The sequence below is a fragment of the Pseudomonas sp. SJZ077 genome (genome assembly GCF_007993905.1).
GTDB lineage: Bacteria > Pseudomonadota > Gammaproteobacteria > Pseudomonadales > Pseudomonadaceae > Aquipseudomonas > Aquipseudomonas mandelii.
The window spans coordinates 186,245-209,956 of the sequence record NZ_VIUJ01000002.1 but is presented as its reverse complement, the minus strand read 5'-3'; the positions used below and the strand labels follow the sequence as shown (position 1 = coordinate 209,956).

The 23,712-nt window shown below is 61.4% G+C and carries 21 protein-coding genes; 16 read left to right on the top strand and 5 right to left on the bottom strand.

Annotated features, from left to right (window positions below; translation table 11 throughout):
- The first annotated feature begins 255 nt into the window (after positions 1–255).
- Both ilvA and FBY01_RS04665 read left to right on the top strand, forming a co-directional pair.
- The gene (gene ilvA, locus FBY01_RS04670; protein ID WP_010466728.1) at positions 256–1,770 is read left to right on the top strand and encodes a threonine ammonia-lyase, biosynthetic; all 1,515 of its coding nucleotides are present in this window, start codon (positions 256–258) and stop codon (positions 1,768–1,770) included.
- Positions 1,771–1,809: 39 nt separating this feature from the next.
- On the top strand, positions 1,810–2,235 hold the full coding sequence (locus FBY01_RS04665) for a DUF2269 domain-containing protein (RefSeq protein WP_145306670.1): 426 nt from the start codon (positions 1,810–1,812) through the stop codon (positions 2,233–2,235).
- 120 nt (positions 2,236–2,355) lie between these two features.
- On the opposite strand, the gene FBY01_RS04660 is transcribed toward FBY01_RS04665, so the two are convergent.
- Positions 2,356–3,012 carry an HAD family phosphatase gene (locus FBY01_RS04660; protein WP_010466731.1) on the bottom strand — a complete coding sequence of 219 codons (657 nt, stop codon included), beginning with the start codon at positions 3,010–3,012 and terminating at the stop codon, positions 2,356–2,358.
- 143 nt (positions 3,013–3,155) lie between these two features.
- Here FBY01_RS04660 and FBY01_RS04655 point away from each other — a divergent pair, with 143 nt between their 5' ends.
- Both FBY01_RS04655 and ptsP read left to right on the top strand, forming a co-directional pair.
- Positions 3,156–3,635, top strand: a complete 480-nt coding sequence (locus FBY01_RS04655; RefSeq protein WP_007945562.1) for an RNA pyrophosphohydrolase — start codon at positions 3,156–3,158, stop codon at positions 3,633–3,635.
- A gap of 22 nt (positions 3,636–3,657) precedes the next feature.
- Positions 3,658–5,937, top strand: coding sequence for a phosphoenolpyruvate--protein phosphotransferase (ptsP, locus tag FBY01_RS04650; protein WP_010466735.1), 2,280 nt, complete (start codon positions 3,658–3,660; stop codon positions 5,935–5,937).
- A 105-nt stretch (positions 5,938–6,042) separates the two neighbouring features.
- On the opposite strand, the gene FBY01_RS04645 is transcribed toward ptsP, so the two are convergent.
- Positions 6,043–6,789: an NRDE family protein gene (locus FBY01_RS04645; RefSeq protein ID WP_145306672.1), complete on the bottom strand. Its 747-nt coding sequence runs from the start codon at positions 6,787–6,789 to the stop codon at positions 6,043–6,045.
- A gap of 134 nt (positions 6,790–6,923) precedes the next feature.
- Between FBY01_RS04645 and FBY01_RS04640 the strand changes: the two genes are divergently transcribed.
- From FBY01_RS04640 to FBY01_RS04625, 4 genes are all read left to right on the top strand, one after another.
- Complete coding sequence (locus FBY01_RS04640; protein ID WP_077747197.1) at positions 6,924–7,706, top strand: sulfite exporter TauE/SafE family protein; 783 nt, start codon at positions 6,924–6,926, stop codon at positions 7,704–7,706.
- Between the two features lie 76 nt (positions 7,707–7,782).
- A complete protein-coding gene (gene lgt, locus FBY01_RS04635; RefSeq protein ID WP_010466741.1) occupies positions 7,783–8,589 on the top strand; it encodes a prolipoprotein diacylglyceryl transferase in 807 nt (268 codons plus the stop codon).
- A gap of 48 nt (positions 8,590–8,637) precedes the next feature.
- A complete protein-coding gene (locus FBY01_RS04630) occupies positions 8,638–9,609 on the top strand; it encodes a thymidylate synthase (RefSeq protein WP_077747198.1) in 972 nt (323 codons plus the stop codon).
- A gap of 150 nt (positions 9,610–9,759) precedes the next feature.
- Entirely contained in the window at positions 9,760–10,590 is an 831-nt protein-coding gene (locus tag FBY01_RS04625; protein ID WP_145306674.1) for a hypothetical protein, read from the top strand.
- 20 nt (positions 10,591–10,610) lie between these two features.
- Here the strand turns inward: FBY01_RS04625 and cadR are convergent, their stop codons facing one another.
- On the bottom strand, positions 10,611–11,060 hold the full coding sequence (cadR, locus tag FBY01_RS04620; RefSeq protein ID WP_010466748.1) for a Cd(II)/Pb(II)-responsive transcriptional regulator: 450 nt from the start codon (positions 11,058–11,060) through the stop codon (positions 10,611–10,613).
- 84 nt (positions 11,061–11,144) lie between these two features.
- Between cadR and FBY01_RS04615 the strand changes: the two genes are divergently transcribed.
- From FBY01_RS04615 to FBY01_RS04580, 7 genes are all read left to right on the top strand, one after another.
- Complete coding sequence (locus tag FBY01_RS04615) at positions 11,145–13,412, top strand: heavy metal translocating P-type ATPase (protein ID WP_145306675.1); 2,268 nt, start codon at positions 11,145–11,147, stop codon at positions 13,410–13,412.
- A 16-nt stretch (positions 13,413–13,428) separates the two neighbouring features.
- Complete coding sequence (locus FBY01_RS04610) at positions 13,429–14,292, top strand: LysR family transcriptional regulator (RefSeq protein WP_010466752.1); 864 nt, start codon at positions 13,429–13,431, stop codon at positions 14,290–14,292.
- A 223-nt stretch (positions 14,293–14,515) separates the two neighbouring features.
- Positions 14,516–15,592, top strand: a complete 1,077-nt coding sequence (locus tag FBY01_RS04600) for a putative 2-aminoethylphosphonate ABC transporter ATP-binding protein (RefSeq protein WP_145306677.1) — start codon at positions 14,516–14,518, stop codon at positions 15,590–15,592.
- The gene (locus FBY01_RS04595) at positions 15,592–17,316 is read left to right on the top strand and encodes a putative 2-aminoethylphosphonate ABC transporter permease subunit (RefSeq protein ID WP_145306679.1); all 1,725 of its coding nucleotides are present in this window, start codon (positions 15,592–15,594) and stop codon (positions 17,314–17,316) included. Before FBY01_RS04600 ends, FBY01_RS04595 begins: the two co-directional genes overlap by 1 nt.
- Positions 17,317–17,378: 62 nt before the next feature.
- Positions 17,379–18,404, top strand: coding sequence for a putative 2-aminoethylphosphonate ABC transporter substrate-binding protein (locus FBY01_RS04590; RefSeq protein WP_077747202.1), 1,026 nt, complete (start codon positions 17,379–17,381; stop codon positions 18,402–18,404).
- A 134-nt stretch (positions 18,405–18,538) separates the two neighbouring features.
- Positions 18,539–19,672, top strand: coding sequence for a TIGR03364 family FAD-dependent oxidoreductase (locus FBY01_RS04585; protein WP_145306681.1), 1,134 nt, complete (start codon positions 18,539–18,541; stop codon positions 19,670–19,672).
- Entirely contained in the window at positions 19,672–20,229 is a 558-nt protein-coding gene (locus FBY01_RS04580) for a phosphonate degradation HD-domain oxygenase (RefSeq protein WP_010466760.1), read from the top strand. Before FBY01_RS04585 ends, FBY01_RS04580 begins: the two co-directional genes overlap by 1 nt.
- A 118-nt stretch (positions 20,230–20,347) precedes the next feature.
- On the opposite strand, the gene FBY01_RS04575 is transcribed toward FBY01_RS04580, so the two are convergent.
- A complete protein-coding gene (locus tag FBY01_RS04575) occupies positions 20,348–21,724 on the bottom strand; it encodes a GTPase/DUF3482 domain-containing protein (RefSeq protein ID WP_145306683.1) in 1,377 nt (458 codons plus the stop codon).
- Positions 21,717–23,096, bottom strand: coding sequence for a DUF2868 domain-containing protein (locus tag FBY01_RS04570; RefSeq protein WP_145306685.1), 1,380 nt, complete (start codon positions 23,094–23,096; stop codon positions 21,717–21,719). The genes FBY01_RS04575 and FBY01_RS04570 overlap by 8 nt, the downstream gene beginning before the upstream one ends.
- Before the next feature lie 85 nt (positions 23,097–23,181).
- Here FBY01_RS04570 and FBY01_RS04565 point away from each other — a divergent pair, with 85 nt between their 5' ends.
- Positions 23,182–23,694, top strand: coding sequence for a dihydrofolate reductase (locus tag FBY01_RS04565; protein WP_102595082.1), 513 nt, complete (start codon positions 23,182–23,184; stop codon positions 23,692–23,694).
- The last annotated feature ends 18 nt before the right edge of the window (positions 23,695–23,712 follow it).

Genomic DNA, 23,712 nt, shown 5'->3' with positions numbered 1-23,712 from the left:
GGCTTCGGGGCAGGGAAGGTCATTGCCCGATTGGCGGGCCCCGACCTTTACCTGTAGGAGCGAGGCTTGCCCGCGAAAGCGATCGTACCGCCAACATTTATGTTGGATGTGACGGCCTCTTCGCGGGCAAGCCTCGCTCCCACAGGTTCATGATCCCTTCCATGGACGGTAAAACCACCTGTTTAGTGTGGTCGTCCGGCCGAAAGCCGGGTTAGACTCCTTGGCCCTGCCCAACCCGCTCAGTGATGCTTTCCGATGCTCGAACAGTACGTCAAAAAGATCCTCACCTCGCGCGTTTATGACGTTGCCGTAGAAACCCCGTTGCAGACTGCTCGCCAGCTCTCCGAGCGGCTGGGCAATTCCATTTGGCTCAAGCGTGAAGACTTGCAGCCGGTGTTCTCGTTCAAGATTCGCGGCGCCTACAACAAGTTGACGCAGTTGAGCGATGAAGAGCGCGCTCGCGGTGTGGTCACCGCCTCGGCGGGCAACCACGCGCAGGGCCTGGCCCTGGCGGCAAAAGTGCTGGGCGTGAAAGCCACCATCGTCATGCCCAAGACCACCCCGGAAATCAAGGTCGAAGGCGTGCGCTCCCGTGGCGGCAAAGTCGTGCTGCACGGCGATTCGTTCCCGGAAGCCCTGGCCTACTCGCTCAAACTGGTCGACGAAAAAGGCTACGTCTACATTCATCCTTACGACGATCCCCACACTATTGCCGGGCAGGGCACCGTGGCGATGGAGATTCTGCGCCAGCACCCCGGGCGTCTGGATGCGATCTTCGTTCCGGTGGGCGGCGGCGGGTTGATCGCCGGGATCGCGGCGTATGTGAAATACCTGCGCCCTGAAATCAAAATCATCGGCGTCGAACCGGACGATTCCAACTGCCTGCAAGCGGCCATGGCGGCCGGCGAGCGCGTGGTGCTGCCGACCGTGGGCCTGTTCGCCGATGGTGTCGCGGTGGCGCAGATCGGTCAGCACACCTTCGATATCTGCAAAGACTACGTCGATGAAGTGATCACCGTCAGCACCGACGAAATCTGCGCGGCGATCAAGGACATCTACGACGATACCCGCTCGATCACCGAACCTGCCGGCGCCCTGGGCGTGGCCGGGATCAAGAAGTACGTCGAGCAACGCGGTGTCACCGGGCACACCTTTGTCGCCATCGATTCCGGCGCCAACGTCAACTTCGACCGCTTGCGCCACGTTGCCGAGCGCGCCGAGCTGGGCGAGGGTCGCGAGGCGATCATCGCCGTGACCATCCCCGAGAAACCGGGCAGCTTCAAGGCGTTCTGCGAAGCCATCGGCAAGCGCCAGATCACCGAATTCAACTACCGCTACAACACTGGCAGCGAAGCGCATATCTTCGTCGGCGTGCAGACGCACCCGGAAACCGACCCGCGCAGTGCGCTGATCGCCAGCCTCAGCGAGCAGGGTTTCCCGGTGCTGGACCTGACCGATAACGAACTGGCCAAGTTGCACATACGTCACATGGTCGGTGGCCGCGCGGCCCAGGTCGTCGATGAAGTGGTGCTGCGCTTTGAATTCCCGGAACGTCCGGGTGCGCTGTTCAACTTCCTCAACAAGCTCGGCGGGCGCTGGAACATCTCGATGTTCCACTACCGCAACCACGGCGCGGCGGATGGCCGTGTGGTCGCGGGCTTGCAAGTGCCTCACGACGAACGTCATCTGGTTCCTGCGGCGCTTGAGGAAATCGGTTACCCGTACTGGGATGAAAGCGACAATCCGGCCTATCAGTTGTTTCTCGGCTGAGCGGCTACGCTGATGGGCAGTCTCTAAGGAAGTCGAACAATGGAAACGTTAACCGCCCTGAAAATGGCGCACACCGCGGCGACGGCAATATTGTTGGGCTGTGCGCTGGGCTTGGGGATATGGTTTTGGCAAACGCGGCGTCGTGGTGATGCGACTGCTGCAGCGCGCACGTTGCAACGGCCTCGGGTGTTCGTTTGGCTGTTGATGGGCCTGGCGCTGCTGAGCATGCCATTCACCGGCTGGTGGATGGTGCATCTGGTGGGCTGGCCGTTGGGGCAGACGTGGTTGCTCGCGTCGAGTGTGCTTTACACCCTGGCAGCGTTGGGGTGGTTCTGGTTGTTGGTGCGGCTGAACAAGCTGCGTACTGCGCCGGGCGGCAGCGGCAAGTTCACCGTTGCTCTCGCGCTGTTCAGCTTTGTCTGCTTTATCGCCATTGCGGGGTTGATGGGCGCCAAGCCGGTTTAAGGCTTGAAACCGAGGCGATCCCTTCGCGGGCAAGCCTCGCTCCTACAGGTGATGTGTCGAGTCTGTAGTCGGCTACCACCACAAATCCTGTAGGCGCGAGGCTTGCCCGCGAAAGCAATTTCAGTCGCGCAACGAAATTACCGGCCAGCCACGCTGCTCGGCCTCGGCGCGCAAATTCGGATCAGGATCGACCGCCACCGGATTCGCCACTTGCTCCAGCAACGCAAAATCATTCATCGAGTCGCTGTAGAAATAGCTGTCTTCCAGCGAATGCCCGGTCTCTTCCAGCCAACGATTCAACCGCGTGACCTTGCCTTCGCGGAAGCACGGAACATCGGTGCTGCGCCCGGTATAACGGCCATCAACCATCTCGCATTCCGTGGCGATCAGGGTTTCAACCCCCAGACGTTGGGCAATCGGCCCGGTGACGAAGCGGTTGGTCGCGGTGATGATCACCAATTTGTCGCCAGCCTCGCGGTGCTTGGCCAGCAAATCGATAGCCTTGGGCAGCACAATCGGCTCAATGCAATCGCGCATGTAATCCAGGTGCCATTGATCCAATGTGGCCATCTCGGTGCGGCCGAGGACTTCCAGGCAAAAGTTCAGATAAGCATCGTTATCCAGCTTGCCGGCCAGGTAATCCTGATAGAACTCGTCGTTGCGTGCCTTGTAGGCGACGGCATCGAGGAAGCCGCGCTCGCACAGGTAATCGCCCCAGGCGTGGTCACTGTCGCCGCCCAAAAGCGTGTTGTCCAAGTCGAATAAAGCCAGCCGCATTGCAGTTACTCGCTGAAAAGTCTGTAGAAAGGCGTCCAGAATACGGACTTTTCACAAGAGTGCACATAAGGTAGGTCGGCTCGTTGCTGCCTTCACAACCTTTGTGGAACAATGCGGCGACATGCGTTTGCGAGGTTGTTGCCGTGATCGACCCCGATGGTTTCCGCCCCAATGTCGGGATCATTCTCACGAATGATGCCGGACAGGTGCTATGGGCTCGCCGTATCAATCAAGATGCCTGGCAGTTTCCACAGGGCGGGATCAACCCCCAGGAGACGCCGGAAGACGCCTTGTACCGCGAGTTGAACGAAGAAGTGGGTCTTGAGCGCGAAGATGTTGAAATTCTCGCCTGCACCCGGGGCTGGTTGCGCTATCGTTTGCCGCAACGTCTGGTCAGAACACACAGCCAACCGCTGTGCATCGGCCAGAAACAGAAATGGTTTCTCCTGCGCCTGATCTCCAACGAGCAGCGGGTGCGGATGGATTTGACCGGTAAACCGGAGTTCGATGGCTGGCGCTGGGTCAGTTATTGGTATCCGTTGGGCCAGGTGGTGACATTCAAGCGCGAGGTGTATCGACGCGCTCTCAAAGAGCTTGCCCCGCGCCTTTTAACGCGCGACTGACGACGGAGTTCGACCCCGAGCCATGCTCAATACGCTGCGCAAGATCGTCCAGGAAGTTAACTCCGCCAAGGATCTCAAGGCGGCGTTGGGGATTATTGTGTTGCGCGTCAAAGAGGCCATGGGCAGCCAGGTCTGCTCGGTCTACCTGCTTGACCCCGAGACCAACCGCTTCGTGCTGATGGCGACCGAGGGCTTGAACAAGCGCTCGATCGGCAAAGTCAGCATGGCACCCAACGAAGGTCTGGTTGGCCTGGTCGGCACGCGTGAAGAACCCCTGAACCTCGAAAACGCCGCGGATCACCCGCGCTACCGCTACTTCGCCGAGACGGGCGAGGAGCGCTACGCCTCCTTCCTCGGGGCGCCGATCATTCACCACCGCCGCGTCGTCGGCGTGTTGGTCATTCAGCAAAAAGAACGCCGCCAGTTCGATGAAGGTGAAGAAGCCTTCCTCGTGACCATGAGCGCGCAGCTCGCCGGCGTTATCGCCCACGCCGAAGCCACCGGTTCGATCCGTGGCCTGGGCCGTCAGGGCAAAGGCATTCAGGAAGCCAAGTTCGTCGGTGTACCGGGTTCGCCGGGTGCGGCGGTCGGGACCGCGGTGGTCATGCTGCCGCCGGCCGACCTGGACGTGGTGCCCGACAAGACCATCTCCGATATCGCCGCCGAACTCGGGCTGTTCAAGACCGCCATCGAAGGCGTTCGCGCCGACATGCGTGCCTTGTCCGCCAAATTGGCCTCGCAGCTGCGCCCCGAAGAGCGGGCCTTGTTCGACGTCTACCTGATGATGCTCGCCGACGAAGCGCTGGGTAACGAAGTGACCACGGTGATCAAGACCGGTCAGTGGGCCCAGGGTGCGTTGCGTCAGGTGGTCACCGAGCACGTCAACCGTTTCGAATTGATGGACGACGCGTACCTGCGTGAGCGCGCCTCGGACGTCAAGGACCTTGGCCGCCGTTTGCTCGCCTACTTGCAGGAAGAGCGTCAGCAGAATCTGGTCTATCCGGAAAAAACCATTCTGGTCAGCGAAGAACTGACGCCGGCCATGCTCGGCGAGGTGCCGGAAGGCACGCTGGTCGGTCTGGTCTCGGTCCTCGGTTCGGGTAACTCCCACGTCGCGATCCTCGCCCGGGCGATGGGCATCCCGACGGTGATGGGCCTGGTCGACCTGCCCTATGCCAAGGTCGACGGCATCGAATTGATCGTCGATGGTAATCGCGGCGAGGTCTACACCAACCCCAGCGACGTGCTGCGCAAGCAGTTCGCCGAAGTGGTGGAAGAAGAGAAACAACTGGCGCTGGGTCTGGACTCTTTGCGCGACTTGCCGTGCGTGACCCTCGATGGCCACCGCATGCCGCTGTGGGTAAACACCGGTCTGCTGGCGGACGTGGCGCGAGCGCAGAAGCGTGGTGCCGAAGGGGTCGGTCTGTACCGCACCGAAGTGCCGTTCATGATCAACCAAAGGTTCCCGAGCGAAAAGGAGCAACTGGCGATCTACCGCGAGCAACTCGCCGCGTTCCATCCGCAACCGGTCACCATGCGTAGCCTGGACATCGGCGGCGACAAGTCGCTGTCGTACTTCCCGATCAAGGAAGACAACCCGTTCCTCGGCTGGCGCGGCATTCGCGTTACCCTCGACCACCCGGAAATCTTCCTGGTGCAGACCCGCGCCATGCTCAAGGCCAGCGAAGGCTTGAACAACCTGCGGATTCTGCTGCCGATGATCTCCGGCACCCATGAACTCGAAGAAGCCCTGCACCTGATTCACCGGGCATGGGGCGAAGTCCGCGACGAAGGCACCGACGTGCCAATGCCGCCGATTGGCGTGATGATCGAGATTCCGGCGGCGGTGTATCAGACCAAGGAACTGGCGCGGCAGGTGGACTTCCTGTCGGTCGGCTCCAACGACCTGACTCAATATCTGCTCGCGGTGGACCGGAACAACCCGCGTGTAGCCGACCTTTACGACTATCTGCACCCGGCGGTGCTGCAAGCGTTGCAGAACGTGGTGCGTGATGCCCACGCCGAAGGCAAGCCTGTGAGCATTTGCGGCGAGATGGCCGGTGACCCGGCGGCGGCGGTGCTGTTGATGGCGATGGGCTTCGACAGCCTGTCGATGAACGCCACCAACCTGCCGAAAGTGAAGTGGATGCTGCGTCAGATCAACCTGAGCAAGGCCCAGGAATTGCTGGCCGAACTGATGACCATCGACAACCCGCAAGTGATCCACAGCTCGCTGCAATTGGCGCTGAAAAACCTTGGGTTGGCGCGGATGGTCAATCCGGCTGTGGTCAAGGCTCTCTAAAAGGCTGATGGCCCCTTCGCGGGCAAGCCTCGCTCCTACAGGGATTACCTGACCCTTGTAGGAGCGAGGCTTGCCCGCGAAGACGTCCTCGAACACTCCAAAAATCTAAACCCAGATCTCCACTTCCCCCAAATGCCCCCCATACGGCCCGAAACTCCGTTCGACCATCCGCCGCGCCCCATCCGCCTGAACAATCAACGCCGTACTCGCACGCGTCCCATAAGTCGGACTGGCAATAAACACACTCGACAGCAACGTCTCAGTCGCCAACCCCACCCCGGTATCCGGCAACTCGGCGAAGGGTGCGGTCTGCGGATCTTTCAGCAACGCCAGTAACGCCTCTGGCTGCGGATCCTCCAGCACTTCCTCCAGTGCCGCCCGTGCCTTGAGCAATTTAGGCCACGGCGTATCCAGCCCGGCATTCGACAGCCCATAAATCCCAGGCGCCAGCATCACCGCCTCAGACTCCCGCACATTGAAGTGCCACAGCTCGTTGGCATTGCCGATCAGCAGATTAAATCCGGCATATTCCAGCGAACGTCCGACAACGTCGCTTAAGTAATCATCAATTGGCATATTGCCCAAGAGAAAACCCGCCACCAGCTCACCTCGGGATTTTCGCGATGGCGACTGATTCGGATCACGGATATTGGTCAGCGCAGCAAAGCGCCCATTGGCACCAATACCGAGCCAGGTGCCGCCGGCTTCGAGGTCGAGACCCGCGTAGACATGCGGTGCGTGCGGCCATTGCGCCAGGGGCTGGCTGGGCCGGGCATAGAACTCATCGCGGTTGGCCGCCACGATCAGCGGCTGGGCGTGACCCGGTCGCCAGGCAAAAACAATCAGGCACATAAGGTGGTCCTTGTGTGTTTTTTGCCCACTCTACGCAGTCGTCGCCTGTCGTTCCATTGCCATCCGCAGTGGAGCCCGAGGCCACGCATCCGTTACCATGCCGCTCCGGTTTTGCCTAAGCATTGAGATCGTCCATGGAATTTCTGCTCTATCTGGCGCTGGGCGCCTGCGCAGGCGTGCTGGCCGGGCTGTTCGGGGTAGGTGGCGGGATCATCATCGTCCCGGTGCTGGTGTTCAGTTTCACCTTGCAGGGCTTCGACGCGTCGATCCTGACCCACCTGGCGGTCGGCACGTCCCTGGCAACGATCATCTTTACGTCGGTCAATGCCGTCCGCGAACATCATCGTCGTGGCGCCGTGCGTTGGCCGATATTCGTGTGGATGACCGTCGGAATTCTGATGGGGGCCGGTTTCGGGGCGCTGACGGCCGAAGCGATCTCCGGCCCGAATCTGCAGAAAATCATCGGTGTGTTTGCGCTGATCATCGCCGCGCAACTGGCGCTGGACGTCAAACCCAAGGCCAGTCGAACGGTGCCCGGCAAACTCGGTCTCACCGTGGCCGGCAGTGTGATTGGCTGGGCCTCGGCGATTTTCGGCATTGGCGGCGGCTCGTTGACCGTGCCGTTCCTGACCTGGCGCAGCGTCCCGATGCAGCAAGCCGTGGCGACTTCGTCGGCTTGCGGCCTGCCCATCGCCTTGGCCAGTGCATCAAGTTTCATGATTCTGGGCTGGCACGATCCCTTGCTGCCGGCCCATAGTCTCGGTTTTATCTATTTGCCGGCGCTGCTGGGGATTGCCCTGACCAGCATGGTGTTCGCCCGTCTCGGTGCGCGACTGGCCCACAGGCTGTCGCCAAAGTTGCTGAAAAGGCTGTTCGCAGCTTTGCTGTTCTGCGTAGGCCTGAGCTTCCTGCTCTAGCTCGCAATGCTGGCTTAATCCTGAGGTGGCAGCGTCGCCCGGGAATTCTGGTTTCAACTTTCAACAAGGAGTCGCAATGCTGCCTTACCCGCAGATCGACCCGGTGGCCCTGGCCATCGGTCCGCTGAAAATCCACTGGTACGGTCTGATGTACCTGATCGGCATCGGCGGCGCCTGGCTGCTGGCATCGCGCCGGCTCAACCGTTTCGACCCGACCTGGACCAAGGAAAAGCTTTCCGACATGGTCTTCTGGATGTCGATGGGCGTTATCGTCGGCGGCCGCCTGGGCTATGTGCTGTTCTACGATCTGAACGCTTATCTGGCCAACCCGACACTGATTTTCGAAGTGTGGAAGGGCGGCATGTCGTTCCATGGCGGCTTCATCGGCGTGATGCTGGCGGCGTTGTGGTTCGGCAAGAAGAACAACAAGTCGTTCTTCCAGCTGATGGATTTCGTCGCGCCGATGGTGCCGATCGGCCTGGGTGCCGGGCGCATCGGTAACTTCATCAACGCCGAGTTGTGGGGTAAGGCGACCGACGTGCCGTGGGCGATGATCTTCCCGACCGATCCGGCGCAACTGGCGCGTCACCCGTCGCAGCTGTACCAGTTCGCGCTCGAAGGCGTGGCCCTGTTTGCCATTCTCTGGCTGTTCTCGCGCAAGCCGCGGCCGACCATGGCGGTGTCCGGGATGTTTGCCCTGTTCTACGGCATCTTCCGTTTCATCGTGGAGTTTGTCCGCGTACCGGACGCGCAACTGGGCTATCTGGCCTGGAACTGGCTGACTATGGGCCAAGTGCTCTGCGTACCGATGATCGTTGGCGGGCTGTTCCTGATCTGGCTGGCGTATCACCGCGCCCCGGCGACTCCAGCGGCTGCCGTATAAATTCGAATCCCGGGGTGACGGCCCCGGGTTCAAGGACACAGGTAATTCATGAAGCAATATCTCGAACTGGTCGCCCACGTCATCAAGAACGGCACCAAGCAAGCCAACCGCACCGGCGTGAACACCATCAGCTTTCCGGGCGCGATGCTGCGTTATGACCTGAAAGAAGGTTTCCCGGCGATCACCACGCGCAAGATGGCCTTCAAATCGGCCATCGGCGAGATGTGTGGTTTCCTGCGTGGCGTGAACAACGCCGCCGAATTCCGCGCGCTGGGCTGCAAGGTCTGGGATCAGAACGCCAACGAAAACGCGCAGTGGCTGGCCAATCCGTTCCGTCAGGGTGAAGACGACCTTGGCGAAATCTACGGCGTGCAATGGCGCAAATGGCCGGCGTACAAGCAGATTCCGGTCAGCAATCAGGCCGCTATCGAACAGACCCTGAGCCAGGGTTATCGTCAGATCGCCGAAGGCGAGGAAGACGGTCAGGCCTATGTCGTTCTGTACAAGGCGATCGACCAGATCCGCCAGTGCGTCGACACCATCATCAAGGACCCGGGCAGCCGCCGCATTCTGTTCCACGGCTGGAATGTCGCCCAGCTCGATGAAATGGCTTTGCCGCCGTGCCACCTGCTGTACCAGTTCCACCCGAATGTCGAGACCAGGGAAATCTCCCTGACGCTCTACATCCGCTCCAACGACCTGGGCCTGGGCACGCCGTTCAACCTCACTGAAGGCGCCGCGTTGCTGAGCCTGATCGGCCGACTGACCGGCTACACACCGCGCTGGTTCACCTATTTCATCGGTGATGCCCACGTTTACGAAAACCATTTGGACATGCTCAACGAACAGCTCAAGCGCGAGCCGTTCCCGATGCCGAAACTGGTGATCAGTGACCGTGTGCCGGAGTTTGCCAAGACCGGCTTGTATCAGCCGGAGTGGCTTGAGTTGATCGAGCCGAGCGATTTCTCGCTTGAGGGGTATCAGCATCACGCGCCGATGACGGCACCGATGGCCGTCTGATTGTTTGACGGGCAGGGCTGTTTTATTAGAAAAGGTTCTACCTGACTGTCATTTCTGCCAGTAGGCGAATAAATGAGAGGGTGTTTGACTGATCACGAGGCCATCAGGCCGTGGTCAGCAACACCCTCTTTTTATTTCAGGAGCCTTGTCATGAATAACACTGCGGCCGGTGGAACGGACGGCTTTTCGGAGCGACATTTCGGCACAAATCCTCTAAGGACCGGATTGACAGGAGCGCCGTTCATTGGCTGTGAAAGCCAGTCGGGGCTCTTTCATTTCATTCCGGGCCTCGATCCATGGGGATGCGTGGTGCCCATGGAGGTTTTCACCGGCGCACCGATCTTCGTCGATTCACTTCGAGTGGTCGTGGCGGTAAACGATAGAGAATTTCAGATCGGCGATCAGGTTCGAGTGCAATGGGCGGCGTTTGGCGGTTCGGGGGGCAATTATCAGTCGCAGCCGCAGTCCGTACAGAGTTTTATGCCGTTGCATTTTGTTGTGCCCGACGACACGGCAAGGCAGTTTGAAGGAGACCGGGTCGAGGTCATTTTTGTCATCGAAAGAGGCGGGGGCGCTATACCTTCTGCATCGTTGCTCATGACCTTCGCCCCGGCACTGATTCAAACCGGCCCGGTTTCTATTGAGGGCGTCTCTGAGGGCTTACTGGAGATTGACCCACATCCCGATGGCGTCGTTCTGACCATTCCGCGGATTGAAAACCTGCGAACAAACAACGCCATTGAAATGCTCTGGGTAAGTAGCGCGAATGGCGGGCAGGGCGGAGCCTGGAGAGACTATCAGCGCAAGTTGACGGTCAATCCCGATTCACCCCTCAAGTTTCGGATTGAGCCCTCTGTCTATCAAAAGCATCGCGGTGAGACCGTTCACCTGCGCTGCAGCCTTTTTCTGGGCTCGGGCATGGTCCCGGGCATCGGTTACGGCATGGGGCATCGAGGCATATTGGAATTCAAGTTGATCTAGTCGCTGATGTGGCGATGGGGCTAATGCCCATGACTCCTGCCGACATGGGAATGCTCAACTTCCGTCGCCACCACCCCGCCACTCACTTCAAGCCGCTGCAAAATCCCGCACTGATCAATGTCCGGGCCCTCGCCACAGCGTTGGCGCAGGTCGAGCAGTTGCGTCTGTAACGCCATCAATCCGTCGATCCGCGCTTTCACGTGATGAATGTGCTCGTCGATCAACGCGTTCACGCTTTCGCACTGATCCTGCGGACTGTCGCGCAGGGCCAGCAGGCTGCGGATCTCCTCCAGGGTCATGTCGAGCGTGCGGCAGTTGCGGATGAAGGTCAGGCGTTCGGCGTGGGCCTGAGTGTAGACGCGGTAGTTGCCGTCGCTGCGGGCGGGCTCCGGCAGCAGGTTTTCGCGCTCGTAGTAGCGGATGGTTTCGACGGCGCAGTCGGTGAGTTTCGCCAGTTCTCCAATCTTCATGACAGCAATCTCCAAAAGGGTGCTTGACCCTATAGTGGCTACAGGGTCTTTACTTGGCAACAGGCACCTTCATGGACGCAACCAATGAGCGATTCCCTTCACACCCACAAACCCGAGGCTGATCACGATCACGATCACAGCCACAAGCTGCAGCCTGTGCAGAAGCATGACCATGGCGGGCACGGCGATTCCTGCTGTTCCTCCAAGGCGGCAGCGCCTTCGCTGATCAAGTTGAGCGACACGCCGACCGACGGCGCGCGGCTGAGCAGCTTCCGCATCGACGCCATGGACTGCCCGACCGAGCAGACGCTGATCCAGAACAAACTGGGCAAGCTTGCGGGGGTCCAGCAACTGGAATTCAACCTGATCAATCGGGTCCTGGGCGTGACCCATGACCTGCCGAGCACTGCGCCGATCATCGAGGCGATCAAGTCGCTGGGCATGGTGGCTGAACCGATGGAACAGGGCACTGATGCGCCAGCGCCGACCCCCGAGAAAAAGCACTGGTGGCCTCTGGCACTGTCCGGCGTGGGTGCGCTGGCGGCAGAAGTGATCCACTTCACTAGCGCCGCGCCGGACTGGGTGGTGGCGATCATCGCGCTGATTTCGATCCTCAGTGGCGGCCTCACCACTTACAAGAAGGGCTGGATCGCGCTCAAGAACCTCAACCTGAACATCAACGCGTTGATGAGCATCGCAGTCACCGGCGCGATCCTGATCGGGCAATGGCCGGAAGCGGCGATGGTGATGTTCCTGTTCACCGTGGCCGAGTTGATCGAAGCCAAGTCGCTGGACCGGGCGCGTAACGCCATTGGCGGCTTGATGCAGATGACCCCGGAACAGGCGACGGTGCAGCAAGCCGACGGCAGCTGGGTCACACAAGAGGTCAAAACCATCGAACTCGGTGCGCGAGTGCGGGTGCGTCCCGGCGAGCGGATTGGCCTGGACGGCGAAGTCGTGTCGGGCAGTTCGACCATCGATCAGGCGCCGATCACCGGCGAAAGTCTGCCGATCGAGAAGACGGTGGGCGATAAGGTCTTCGCCGGCACCATCAACCAGGCAGGCTCGCTGGAGTATTCCGTCACTGCAGCGGCGAACAATTCCACACTGGCGCGGATCATCCACGCCGTGGAACAGGCCCAGGGCGCACGGGCGCCGACCCAGCGCTTCGTCGATCAGTTCTCGAAAATCTATACCCCGGCGGTGTTCCTGCTGGCCTTGGCCGTGGCGGTGATTCCGCCGCTGTTTATGGGCGCCGTCTGGTTCGACTGGATCTACCGCGCGTTGGTCTTGCTGGTGGTCGCTTGCCCATGCGCGTTGGTGATTTCCACTCCGGTGACCATCGTCAGTGGCCTCGCCGCGGCGGCACGCAAAGGCATCCTGGTGAAGGGCGGCGTTTATCTGGAAGGTGGCCACAAACTCGATTACCTGGCCCTGGACAAGACCGGCACCCTGACCCACGGCAAACCGGTGCAGACCGATTATGTGTCGCTTGATCCCACCGCAGACGCCACTGCCCCGGCGATTGCCGCAGCGCTGGCCGGTCGTTCGGACCACCCGGTGTCTTTGGCCATCGCCAATGCGGCTGTGGATAAACAATTCGCGCCGCTCGTTGTGGATAACTTCGAAGCCCTGGGCGGTCGCGGTGTACGCGGGGAAATCAACGGTCAGGTCTACCACTTGGGTAACCATCGCCTGGTGGAAGATTTGGGCCTGTGTTCACCTGCGCTGGAAGAGAAGCTGTTTGCCCTGGAAAAACAGGGCAAATCGGTGGTGCTGTTGCTCGACAAGTCCGGCCCGTTGGCGCTGTTTGCCGTGGCCGACACGGTGAAAGAGTCCAGCCGCGAAGCGATCCAGCAACTGCACGATCTGGGCATCAAAACCCTGATGCTGACCGGCGACAATGTCCACACCGCCCAGGCGATTGCCGTGCAAGTCGGCATCGACGAGGCCAAGGGCGATCTGCTGCCCAACGACAAGCTGCAAGCCATCGAGGCACTTTATGCACAGGGCCATCGTGTTGGCATGGTCGGCGACGGCATCAACGATGCGCCGGCGCTGGCCCGCGCACAGATTGGTTTCGCGATGGCCGCCGCCGGTACCGATACCGCCATCGAGACCGCCGATGTCGCCCTGATGGACGACGATCTGCGCAAGATCCCTGCGTTCATCCGCCTGTCGCGTCGAACCTCGACCATTCTCAAACAGAACATCGCCCTCGCTTTGGTCATCAAGGTGATCTTTCTTGGGGTAACCTTCGCCGGGATCGCCACCATGTGGATGGCGGTGTTCGCCGACATGGGCGTCAGCCTGTTGGTGGTGTTCAACGGTTTGCGCCTGCTGCGCAAGTAAGCGATGAGGGACGGGTGTGCTGAGTGCCGAGCTGAAGGCGTTTTACATGGTTGCCCGCCTGGGCAGCATTACCCTGGCGGCGAAAAAGCTCGGCCTGAGCCAACCCACGGTGACCACGCAGATCCGCCATCTGGAAAGCCAGTATTCGGTTGAGCTGTTCTACCGTGGCGGCCGCCGCCTCAGCGTCAGCGATGAAGGCGCGCGGCTGTTGCCGATGGTCAAGGCGCTGTTGCAGCAGGAAGCCGACATCGAGTTTTTCCTGCGCAACAGTGGCCAGGTCCAGGGCACATTGCGCATTGCTGCTACTGCGCCGTATTACATCCTCGACCTGGTGAAGACTTTCCGCGAGCGCTTGCCGCAAGTGGAAGTGTCGGTGGAAATCGGCAATTCCCAGCAGGTGCTGGAAGCGCTGGAGGATTACCGGGTGGATGTCGCGGCGTCGTCACAATTGCTCGACGATGCGCGGCTGATTCGGCGGGTGCTCGGCAGCGATCCGCTGGTGTTGGCGGTGCATCGCAACCATCCGCTGGCGGCGCACGATCATGTGCCGCTCAGCGCGTTGGCCGGGCATACCTTGTTGATGCGCGAATCAGGCTCGACCACTCGACGCCTGACCGAAGAATTACTGGCCAGCGCGGGGGTGAGTTTCGGGCCGTTGCTGGAAATTGGCAGCCGTGAATCGATTCGCGAGGCGGTGCTGCGCAACATCGGCATCAGCATCATTGCCCGACAGGAAGTGCCGCATGACCCGCAATTGCGCGTGCTGACGATTGAGAATGCGCCGCAGATTCCGGAGTATCTGTACTGCCTCAAGGAGCGCAAAGGCGCGCGGTTGCCGGCGGCGTTCCTGGGTTTGGCGCAGGAAATGGCCCCCGCGTGAGATTTGTGTTGAATGTGAGGGCCCCTTCGCGGGCAAGCCTCGCTCCTACAGGTGGTCGCATTCCCCTGTAGGAGCGAGGCTTGCCCGCGAAGGCGTCCGTCAGTGCACCAACGTATCCAACCCAAATTCTTGAATACCACTATCAGCCGTTTTTGCCTCACTGCCACATGACGGACGCATTACAAACCTAGGATGGGCTTCATCTGCTTGATGAGGCCTGTCCATGAACCACTCGATCGCAACTGCCCTGACCAACCCCGGCGCCCCGATGAAAGTGCGCGGTGTGCAGAAACGCTTTGGCGCCTTCACCGCGCTGGACAATGTTTCCCTCGACGTGGCGGCCGGTGAACTGGTGTGCCTGCTGGGCCCGTCCGGCTGTGGCAAAACCACGTTGCTGCGTTGCATCGCCGGCCTGGAGAAACAGGACAGCGGCGAGTTGTACCTCGGCGATCGCGACGTTTCCCACCTGGCACCCCAGGCCCGGGACTACGGCATTCTCTTTCAGTCCTACGCGCTGTTTCCCAACCTCACCGTCGAAGCGAACATTGCCTACGGCCTCGCCGGCAGTGGCCGTGATGAAGTGTGCAAACGTGTCGGCCAGATGCTGGAACTGGTCGGCCTGACCGGCAGCGAGAAAAAGTACCCCGGCCAGTTGTCCGGCGGCCAACAGCAACGTGTCGCGCTGGCTCGGGCATTGGCGCCGGCGCCATCGTTGTTGCTGCTGGACGAACCGATGTCGGCCCTCGACGCCCGGGTTCGCGAGCATTTGTGCACAGAACTGCGCCAACTGCAGCGCAACCTCGGCGTCACCACCCTGATGGTCACGCACAATCAGGACGAGGCCATGCTGATGGCCGACCGCATCGCCGTGATGAACAACGGCAAGGTCGAGCAGTACGCCACGCCGCAGGACATCTACGACCGCCCGGCCACGCCGTTTGTGGCGGAGTTTGTCGGCCAGGGCAACTGGCTGCCATTCAGCCGCAGCAGCGACAGCCATGCCCAGGTCGGCGGGATGAGCATGCGCCTGGCGGATGGCAGCGCTAAAACCACGTCGGGCCGTCTGTTTTGCCGACCGGAAGCGATCAACGTCAACCCGCCGGTGCATGAAGAAAACCTGTTCCCGGCCAAGGTTCGCGAGATCACCTTCCTCGGCAACCGCTGCCGCATGAGCTTCGAACTCGATCAACTGCCGGGCCACGCATTGTTGGCCGAACTGGCACCGGAAGCCATGCCGCGCCTCGGTGCGCAGCAGATCATGGTCGCCTTGCCCCCGCGCAGCCTGCAGGTGTTTGCCTGATGAGCGCGAACATCGCGCTGCCGATACCGCACAAGCAGGTTCGGCAGACCTCCCGTGCCGAGATCGGCGACCGGGTGTTCGTGGTCGGCGGCAAACTCCTTTTATTGGTGTTGCTCGGCCTCGCGGTGTTGATGCCGTTGTTGGCGATCTTCTGGCGCGGTTTCAGTTCGGAGGCCGGGCAGGGCGGTGGCCTGGTGGCTGCGCGCGAATTGGTGACCAGTGCGAACTTCCACTGGTTGCTCGGCAATAGCCTGAAAGTTTCCCTCAGCGTGGCGGCGATTGTCGTACCGCTGGCCTACCTGTTTGCCTACGCATTGCAACGCACGTTGATTCCCGGCAAAGGCATCTGGCGCGCAATTTCGTTGTTGCCGCTGATGGCGCCGTCGATGCTGCCGGGGATTGCGCTGGTTTATCTGTTCGGCAATCAGGGCATGTTGCGCGGCTTGCTCTCGGACAATATCTACGGTTTCTGGGGCATTGTTCTGGGCGAGGTCATTTACACCTTCCCACACGCGCTGATGATTCTTCTGTCGGCGCTTTCCCTGGCGGATGCGCGACTCTTCGATGCCGCCTCCAGCATGGGCGCCAGTCCGGCCAAAGCCTTTCGCAGCATCACCTGGCCAGCGACCCGTCAGGCCGTGTTCGCGGCGTTCTGCCTGGTGTTCACCTTGACCATCACTGACTTCGGCGTGCCCGTAGTGGTCGGTGGCGACTATCAAGTGCTGGCGCTGGAAGCCTACAAGGCCGTGGTCGGCCAGCAGCAATTCGGTCGCGGCGCGTTGATCGGCATGGTCCTGCTGCTGCCGGCACTCTTCAGTTTTGCAGTCGATGCCTGGTTGCGTCGACGTCACGGCGACGCCATGAGCGGCCGCGCCCAAGTCTTCAAACCCGCGCCGTCGAAGCGGCGGGACGGTTGTTATCTGGCCATCGTGCTGCTGATCTGCGCGGTGTTGCTGCTGGTGTTCGGCATGGCGGTGTTCTCCTCGCTGGTGAAATTCTGGCCGTACAACCTGTCGCTGTCGCTCAACCATTACCAGTTCAGCGACACCGCGGGCGGCGGCTGGCTGGCCTACGGCAACAGCGTAAAAATGGCTTTGAGCACGGCGTTGATCGGCAGCGTGCTGATCTTCACCGGCGCCTACCTGATGGAGAAAACCAAAGGCCAGCGCGGACTGAACCTGACCTTGCGCATGCTTAGTTTCGTGCCGATGGCGGTGCCGGGTCTGGTGCTGGGCCTGGGTTACGTTTTCTTCTTCAACCTCAGCGGCAACCCGCTGCATGTGCTCTACGGGACCATGACGCTGCTGGTGGTCTGCACCATTGCTCACTATTTGACCACCGCACAAATGACCGCGACCACGGCGCTACGCCAACTCGACGCCGAGTTCGAGGCCGCCGCGTTGTCACTCAAGGCGCCGCTGTATCGGCACTACCTGCGAGTCACCGTGCCGATCTGCCTGCCGGCGCTGCTGGACATCGTGCGCTACCTGTTCGTCTCGGCCATGACCACCGTTTCAGCCGCGATCTTCCTCTACAGCCCCGACACCATCCTCGCGGCGGTGGCGGTGCTGAACATGGACGACGCCGGCAACGTCGGCGGCGCGGCGGCGATGTCGACCCTGATTCTGTTCACTTCGGCAGGCGTGTCCCTGCTGCTGGCCTGGGCCTCGCGCGGCTTGCTGCGCCGTTCCCAGGCCTGGCGGCAGACCGCTCCTGGTAAATAAATCTGTCCCCATAAAAGACGTCCCCATAAAAGACCAACCCTCAACTCAAACAGGAAAAGATCATGTTCAAGCCTATGGCCCTGGCCGCTGCTGTCCTCACCGCTTTCAGCCTGAACGCCTTCGCGGCGCCAACCGAGTTGACGGTGTACACCGCCCTCGAAGCCGAGCAACTGAAGACTTACAAAGAAGCCTTCGAAAAGGCTAACCCGGACGTCGAGATCAAATGGGTACGCGATTCCACCGGGATTATCACTGCCAAACTGCTGGCCGAAAAAGCCCGCCCACAGGCTGATGCGGTCTGGGGCCTGGCGGCGTCGAGCCTGGCGATCCTCGATCAGCAAGGCATGCTGCAAAGCTACGCGCCGAAGGACCTGGGCAAGATCGGCGGCAACTACCGCGATGCCGCCAATCCACCCGCGTGGGTCGGCATGGACGTCTGGGCGGCGACCATTTGCTTCAACACCGTCGAAGCCGAAAAGCAGGGTTTGACCAAACCGGTTAGCTGGCAGGACCTGACCAAGCCTGAGTACAAAGGCAAGATCGTGATGCCCAACCCGGCCTCGTCCGGCACCGGTTTCCTCGACGTCAGCGCCTGGCTGCAAACCTTCGGCGAGAAGCAGGGCTGGCAGTACATGGACGACCTGCACCAGAACATCGGCCAGTACGTTCACTCCGGTTCCAAGCCTTGTAAGCTGGCGGCTTCGGGTGAATTCCCGATCGGCATTTCCTTTGAATACCCGGCGGTTCAGCTGAAGCGTCAGGGCGCACCGCTGGACATCATCCTGCCGAAGGAAGGCCTGGGCTGGGAGATCGAAGCGACCGCTGTGATCAAGGGCACACCACACGAAGAGGCGGCGAAGAAACTGGCTGACTTCTCGGCCAGCCCGGCGGCGATGGAGCTTTATAAAGAGAACTTCGCGGTGCTCGCGCAACCGGGGATTGCCAAGCCGCAGACCGAATTGCCGGCGGATTATGAGCAGCGTTTGATCAAGAACGACTTTGCCTGGGCGTCGAAGAATCGCGACGAAATCCTGACCGAGTGGCGCAAGCGGTATGACGGCAAGTCCGAGAAAGTGGCTGCCAAGTAAGATCTCTATCGGCTGAAGGGCCTCTTCGCGGGCAAGCCTCGCTCCTACAGGGTTGGTGTCGTTTGTGATAACGCGCAACCCTGCAGGAGCGAGGCTTGCCCGCGAAGGCGGCTTCAAATTCAGGACATCACTTGATGACACACCACAACGACATGCTGATCGTCGGCGCCGGCATTCTCGGCCTGTCCCACGCCTACGCCGCCGCCAGACGCGGTCTGAAGGTCACGGTTTTCGAACGCAGCGAAACCCCCTTGGGCGCCTCGGTCCGCAACTTCGGCCAGGCCCTCGTCACCGGCCAACCCCCGGGCCCGATGCTCGAACTGGCCAGGGCCAGCCGCGAGATCTGGGGCCAATGGGCACAACTGGCCGGGTTGCAACTCAAGCGCAACGGCTCGTATTTGTTCGCTCGCAGCGAAGCCGAAGAACACCTGCTCGAAGCCTTCTGCACCGGCCGCGCCGTGGAATACGGTTACCGCGTCGACCTGCTGCGCGGTGCTGCCTTGCGCGATCTCTACGGCGGTCAGTTCCGCCATCACCGCGCGGCGTTGCACGGCCTGGACGATCAGCAACTGTATTCCCGTGAAGCGATTCCGGCGTTGATCGACTACTTGCGCCGCGAGCTCGGCGTCGCGTTTCACTTCTCTACCCTGGTGCGCGATATCGAGCCGGGTCGCCTGCGCAGCACGGCCGGCACGTTCAGCGCCGATCAGATCATCGTCTGCTCCGGCCACGATTATCAGACCTTGCTGGCCGAGCCGATCGCCGCGCTCAACCCGCAAATCTGCCGCCTGCAAATGCTCCGCGCCCGGCCGCAGATCAACCTCAACCTGCAACACGCATTGCTCACCGGTTTGAGTTGCGTGCATTACGGCGCCTTCGCCGATCTGCCGGAAGCGGCAGCGGTGCAGGCGCAGATTCTGCGCGAGGAGCCACACTTGCATGAAAACGGCATCCACCTGCTGATCAGCCCGACGCCTTACGGTGAGTTGATCATCGGCGACTCCCACCATTACGGCCGCGATCCATCGCCGTTCAATGCCGAGCAGGTCGATGACTGGATGATCGGACTCGCTGAACAAACCCTGGGGTGCAAGGTGCAGGTGGTCGAGCGCTGGCAGGGCGTCTATGGTTCACGGGGGCCGGGGCCGTTCTCGTTCCTGCTCCCGATGCCGGGTGTGAGCGTGGCGCTGATGCACACCGGTGTCGGCATGAGCGTCGGCCCGGCGCTGGCCGAACGTAACGTCGCCACCTTATTGGGAGAGCATTGATGGACAGCAATGAGCAAGTGATCGCCGAGGTGTTTGGGCTGTACGAACGCTTTGGCGACAGCGATTACATCGGCGAGCCGGTGTCGCAGATCGAACACATGTCCCAGGCCGCCGAACTGGCCATGGCCGAGGGCTTTGATGACGAAGTGGTGCTGGCCGCGTTCTTCCATGACATCGGGCATATCTGTGGCGGGAGCGCCGAGAACATGGGTGGTTTTGGTGTGGTCAGCCACGAACGTCTGGGCGCCGATTACTTGCGTCGGGCCGGTTTCAGCGAGCGCCTGGCGCGGCTGGTGGAATACCACGTTCAGGCCAAGCGTTATCTGACGCTTAAAGAGCCCGGGTACTACGAGCGATTGAGCGAAGCCAGCCGCCGGACTCTGGAATACCAGGGTGGGGTGATGACCGCGGAAGAGGCGGAAGCCTTCGAGAAGGATCCGTTATGCAAGGCCAGTTTGCGGATGCGCCAGTGGGATGAACAGGCCAAGGACATGGGCGTGCCGGTGATGGATCTGGGGGTGTTGAAGGATAAGGCGTTGCGGCTGTTGGCTGCGTAATAGCTCGAAACCGGGTCGCTGCCATCGCGAGCAGGCTCGCTCCCACAGGGGAACGCATTCCAATGCGGGAGCGAGCCTGCTCGCGAAGGGTCAGCCCGGACACCGCAATTACCAAGGTTTACAACTGCTGCGCCAACACCTCAACCTGCTCTTGCCGCTCCGCCTGACTCAACTTCGCCTGCGGATTCAGCGACGACCACTGCGGATGCGCCCGGGCCTTGTTCAGGGCTTCGGGCAGTTTGCCTTCGCGCCAGGTCTTGTCCTGTGGCGTGGCCACCTGGATGCTGTCCATCGCCGCATGCCCACGGGCATTCAGCGCTTGCAGCAATTGGCGCTGACGCAAGGCCAACAGCCTCAACACGCTGTCGTCGACCGTCAATTCTCGCTGACCTCTGATCTTGCCCATTAACCGGCTGCCATAACTGCGGGCGGTTTGCAGGGCGCCGCCGGCAATGGCGCCGGCCAGTGCCGCCGCGCCGAGGGTCAGGCCGCCCACCAGTAAATCAACCCCGGCACCGGCCGCCGCGCCGGCCGCGATGCCACCGCCGACCCGCACGCCCAATTGCTTGAGGGTTTCCGGGTTGAACAAATCATCGCCCCAGCGGCCATCGAGCAGCGGCAGTTCACTGGCCGCCGCGTCCTGTGGGCGGAAGGCATAGAGTTTGAGCAAACCTTCGACGCAGCGCTGTTCCCGTTGGCGAACGGCTTTGCGCAGTTCGCTGATCGCCTGTTGTTCCTGCTCCGCGTCGCTGACCACGCTGCGCCGGCACGCGGCGCAATCGATCAGCAACTCGGCAATCAATCGCGCCGCACTCTGTTGGCGAGCCAGGCGTTGAGCCTGTTGATCGGCGATCAGGCGCTCCAATTGTTCGCGGGAGTTTTCCAGCAGCAAGGCGAGGCTTTCATAGAGTCGACGTTCGCCATCTTCGGGCGGTGCAACGCTGTCGAAACGCACCAGGGCATGCAGGCCCAAGCGTGCCAGGGCTTCACGCCAATCCGGCTCGCGATGGTTGGCGCTGCTGACGAAATTCAGCACCGGCAGCAGCGGTTTGCCGCAACTGGCCAACACTTCCAGTTCGTCGCGGTACTTGGCCAGGACCGGCTCCCGGGCGTCGATCACATAGAGGCCGGCGTCCGAGGCGAGCAATTGGCGCAGTACTTTGGCTTCCTGTTCAAAGCGCTGCCGGGCTTCGCTGCCCTCCAGGAATCGGGCCAACCGTGCCGGGCCGTCGAGGCGTTCGCCGGGACGTTCCAGGCGCTCGAGGTAGTCGAGCAGGGCGATGGCGTCTTCGAGGCCGGGCGTGTCGTAGAGATCGAGCAACGGCTCGCCGTCCACCGACAACCGCGCGCCTTCGACATGGCGGGTGGTGCTGGGGCGATGGGACACGTCACCGAAACCGACGTCCCGGGTGAGCGTGCGCAGCAACGAGGTTTTGCCGACATTGGTGTGGCCGACCACGGCCAGCTTCAAGGGCGCTTTCCAGGCATTAGTCATAGCCGGTCTCCAGCCAGTTCACGGGCGCGCAATCGGCGAACGGCAGGTCCAGCTGTTGCAGCGCTACGTGCCAGTCGCCGAGACGTTCGGCATCCAGTGCTTCGCCGGGCGGCGCTTGCAGCAGCCAGACACGGGTGGCAGCGGCATTGCGCGCCAGTTCGGCGATCAGGGCCAGGCTGCCACGGTCGGGCGAACGTCGCGGATCGCAGGCAATCGCCAGGCGTGCCGGAGGGAAACGACTCAACTGTTCGAGCAGTTTGTTGCGCGATTCGCGACTGTCGAGGATGCCGGCGTTGTTCACGGTTTTCGGCAGTTGCGGCGGCCACGGGCGTTGATCGTCCAGCTCGATGGCCACCAGCAACGCGCCGTCGCTTTGCTGCTCACTGACGCCGCTTTCGACACGATGCAGTTGCGCAGGCGCGGCATCACTGATGCCGAGGCGTTCGCTGGTGGGCATCAGCCGTTCGCGCAATTGGGCGTAACCGGGCAGGTTCAAATCCAGGCGCAAAGCGGCTTGGCCGGAGGTCCAGCGCCAGCGGCAGAACAGCATCAGCAACAAACGCGGCAACACCCCGTAGACCAGCAACACGCCCACCAGCCAAGCGGCCCAGGCCTGACGAGCGCTTTCGATGTTCAGCGCGGCATCGCCACTGGCGCGGATCATCTCCACGCTGGGCACGCTGAAACCGAGCAAGGCCGGCAGGGCGCCGAGAGCCTGGGTCATGGCGACGAAGGTGTCACCGCGCAAAATGGTGGTTTCCCAGACAAAGCCGTAGCGCCGGGTCGCCATCAGCATCAGCACGATCACCAGCGCACTGAGCAACGCCAGCAACCACAAGCCGTTGACCAGCACGCCGATCGCCCAGCGATTGAGTTTGCGTCGCTGCAATAACAGCAGCAGGGCGGGTGCCAGTTGCGCGGCTTTGGCATCACGAGCGAGTTTTTCGCTGAGCCACAGCCATAAACGTCCAAGGCTGGCACCGTGCTCACCGGCAAACACCAGGCCCAACGCCCAGCTCAGCAGCAGAATCAGATTGAGCCCAAGCAGACTGCCCAGGGCCCAGAACACATTTACCGGGGTCTGGCCATCACCCAGTGCGGCAAACGCCAGGCCAGCACCGCTGACGATGGCCAGCACCGCCATGACGATCAGCGCCAGTCGCGCGCCTTGCAGCCAATGCTTGAGGGCGTCGGACAAACCGTCGCGCTCGGCCAGCCACACGGCACGGCGCTGAATTCGCGTCGGCAAGTCGCCGCCGGCGCTGCGGGCCAGTCGGTTGGCTTCCAGATCCTCCAGGGGGCCGGCGTGTTCTTCACGCAGGCGCACCGTCTCGGTCAGCCAGAGGTTTTGCAGTGGAGTCAGTTCAGTCACGCGGCATCCCGTCGCTCAAATGAGCTGTGAGCATAACCGCTGTGGCGCTTATCGGGGTACGGGAGGCTCTGGTATCCTCGCCGGCATGACTAAATCACTCCCCCTCAGCCTGATCGCAGCCCTCGGTGAAAACCGTGTGATCGGCGTCGACAACAGCATGCCCTGGCACTTGCCGGGGGACTTCAAATACTTCAAGGCCACCACCCTCGGCAAACCGATCATCATGGGTCGCAAGACCTGGGATTCCCTCGGCCGGCCGCTGCCGGGCCGATTGAACATCGTGGTCAGCCGTCAGGCGGATCTGGTGTTGGAAGGCGCGGAGGTTTATCCGTCGCTGGAGGCGGCCGTGGTTCGCGCGCAGGAATGGGCGAACGAGCAGGGCGTCGATGAGGTGATGCTGATTGGCGGCGCGCAATTGTATGCGCAGGGGATGGCGCAGGCGGATCGGTTGTATCTGACCCGAGTGGCGTTGAGCCCGGAAGGGGATGCGTGGTTTCCGGAGTTTGATTTGGGGCAGTGGACATTGGTGTCCAACACCCAGAATCCGGCTGAAGGCGACAAACCAGCGTACGACTTTGAAGTCTGGGAGAAAGTCTAAAAACTTCGCGGGCAAGCC

Excerpts from the sequence above, each read along its gene's own strand:
- ilvA (WP_010466728.1), top strand. The coding sequence starts at position 256 with ATGCTCGAACAGTACGTCAAAAAGATCCTCACCTCGCGCGTTTATGAC.
- FBY01_RS04665 (WP_145306670.1), top strand. The coding sequence starts at position 1,810 with ATGGAAACGTTAACCGCCCTGAAAATGGCGCACACCGCGGCGACGGCA.
- FBY01_RS04660 (WP_010466731.1), bottom strand. The coding sequence starts at position 3,012 with ATGCGGCTGGCTTTATTCGACTTGGACAACACGCTTTTGGGCGGCGAC.
- ptsP (WP_010466735.1), top strand. The coding sequence starts at position 3,658 with ATGCTCAATACGCTGCGCAAGATCGTCCAGGAAGTTAACTCCGCCAAG.
- FBY01_RS04645 (WP_145306672.1), bottom strand. The coding sequence starts at position 6,789 with ATGTGCCTGATTGTTTTTGCCTGGCGACCGGGTCACGCCCAGCCGCTG.
- FBY01_RS04640 (WP_077747197.1), top strand. The coding sequence starts at position 6,924 with ATGGAATTTCTGCTCTATCTGGCGCTGGGCGCCTGCGCAGGCGTGCTG.
- lgt (WP_010466741.1), top strand. The coding sequence starts at position 7,783 with ATGCTGCCTTACCCGCAGATCGACCCGGTGGCCCTGGCCATCGGTCCG.
- FBY01_RS04630 (WP_077747198.1), top strand. The coding sequence starts at position 8,638 with ATGAAGCAATATCTCGAACTGGTCGCCCACGTCATCAAGAACGGCACC.
- FBY01_RS04625 (WP_145306674.1), top strand. The coding sequence starts at position 9,760 with ATGAATAACACTGCGGCCGGTGGAACGGACGGCTTTTCGGAGCGACAT.
- cadR (WP_010466748.1), bottom strand. The coding sequence starts at position 11,060 with ATGAAGATTGGAGAACTGGCGAAACTCACCGACTGCGCCGTCGAAACC.
- FBY01_RS04615 (WP_145306675.1), top strand. The coding sequence starts at position 11,145 with ATGAGCGATTCCCTTCACACCCACAAACCCGAGGCTGATCACGATCAC.
- FBY01_RS04600 (WP_145306677.1), top strand. The coding sequence starts at position 14,516 with ATGAACCACTCGATCGCAACTGCCCTGACCAACCCCGGCGCCCCGATG.
- FBY01_RS04595 (WP_145306679.1), top strand. The coding sequence starts at position 15,592 with ATGAGCGCGAACATCGCGCTGCCGATACCGCACAAGCAGGTTCGGCAG.
- FBY01_RS04590 (WP_077747202.1), top strand. The coding sequence starts at position 17,379 with ATGTTCAAGCCTATGGCCCTGGCCGCTGCTGTCCTCACCGCTTTCAGC.
- FBY01_RS04585 (WP_145306681.1), top strand. The coding sequence starts at position 18,539 with ATGACACACCACAACGACATGCTGATCGTCGGCGCCGGCATTCTCGGC.
- FBY01_RS04580 (WP_010466760.1), top strand. The coding sequence starts at position 19,672 with ATGGACAGCAATGAGCAAGTGATCGCCGAGGTGTTTGGGCTGTACGAA.
- FBY01_RS04575 (WP_145306683.1), bottom strand. The coding sequence starts at position 21,724 with ATGACTAATGCCTGGAAAGCGCCCTTGAAGCTGGCCGTGGTCGGCCAC.
- FBY01_RS04565 (WP_102595082.1), top strand. The coding sequence starts at position 23,182 with ATGACTAAATCACTCCCCCTCAGCCTGATCGCAGCCCTCGGTGAAAAC.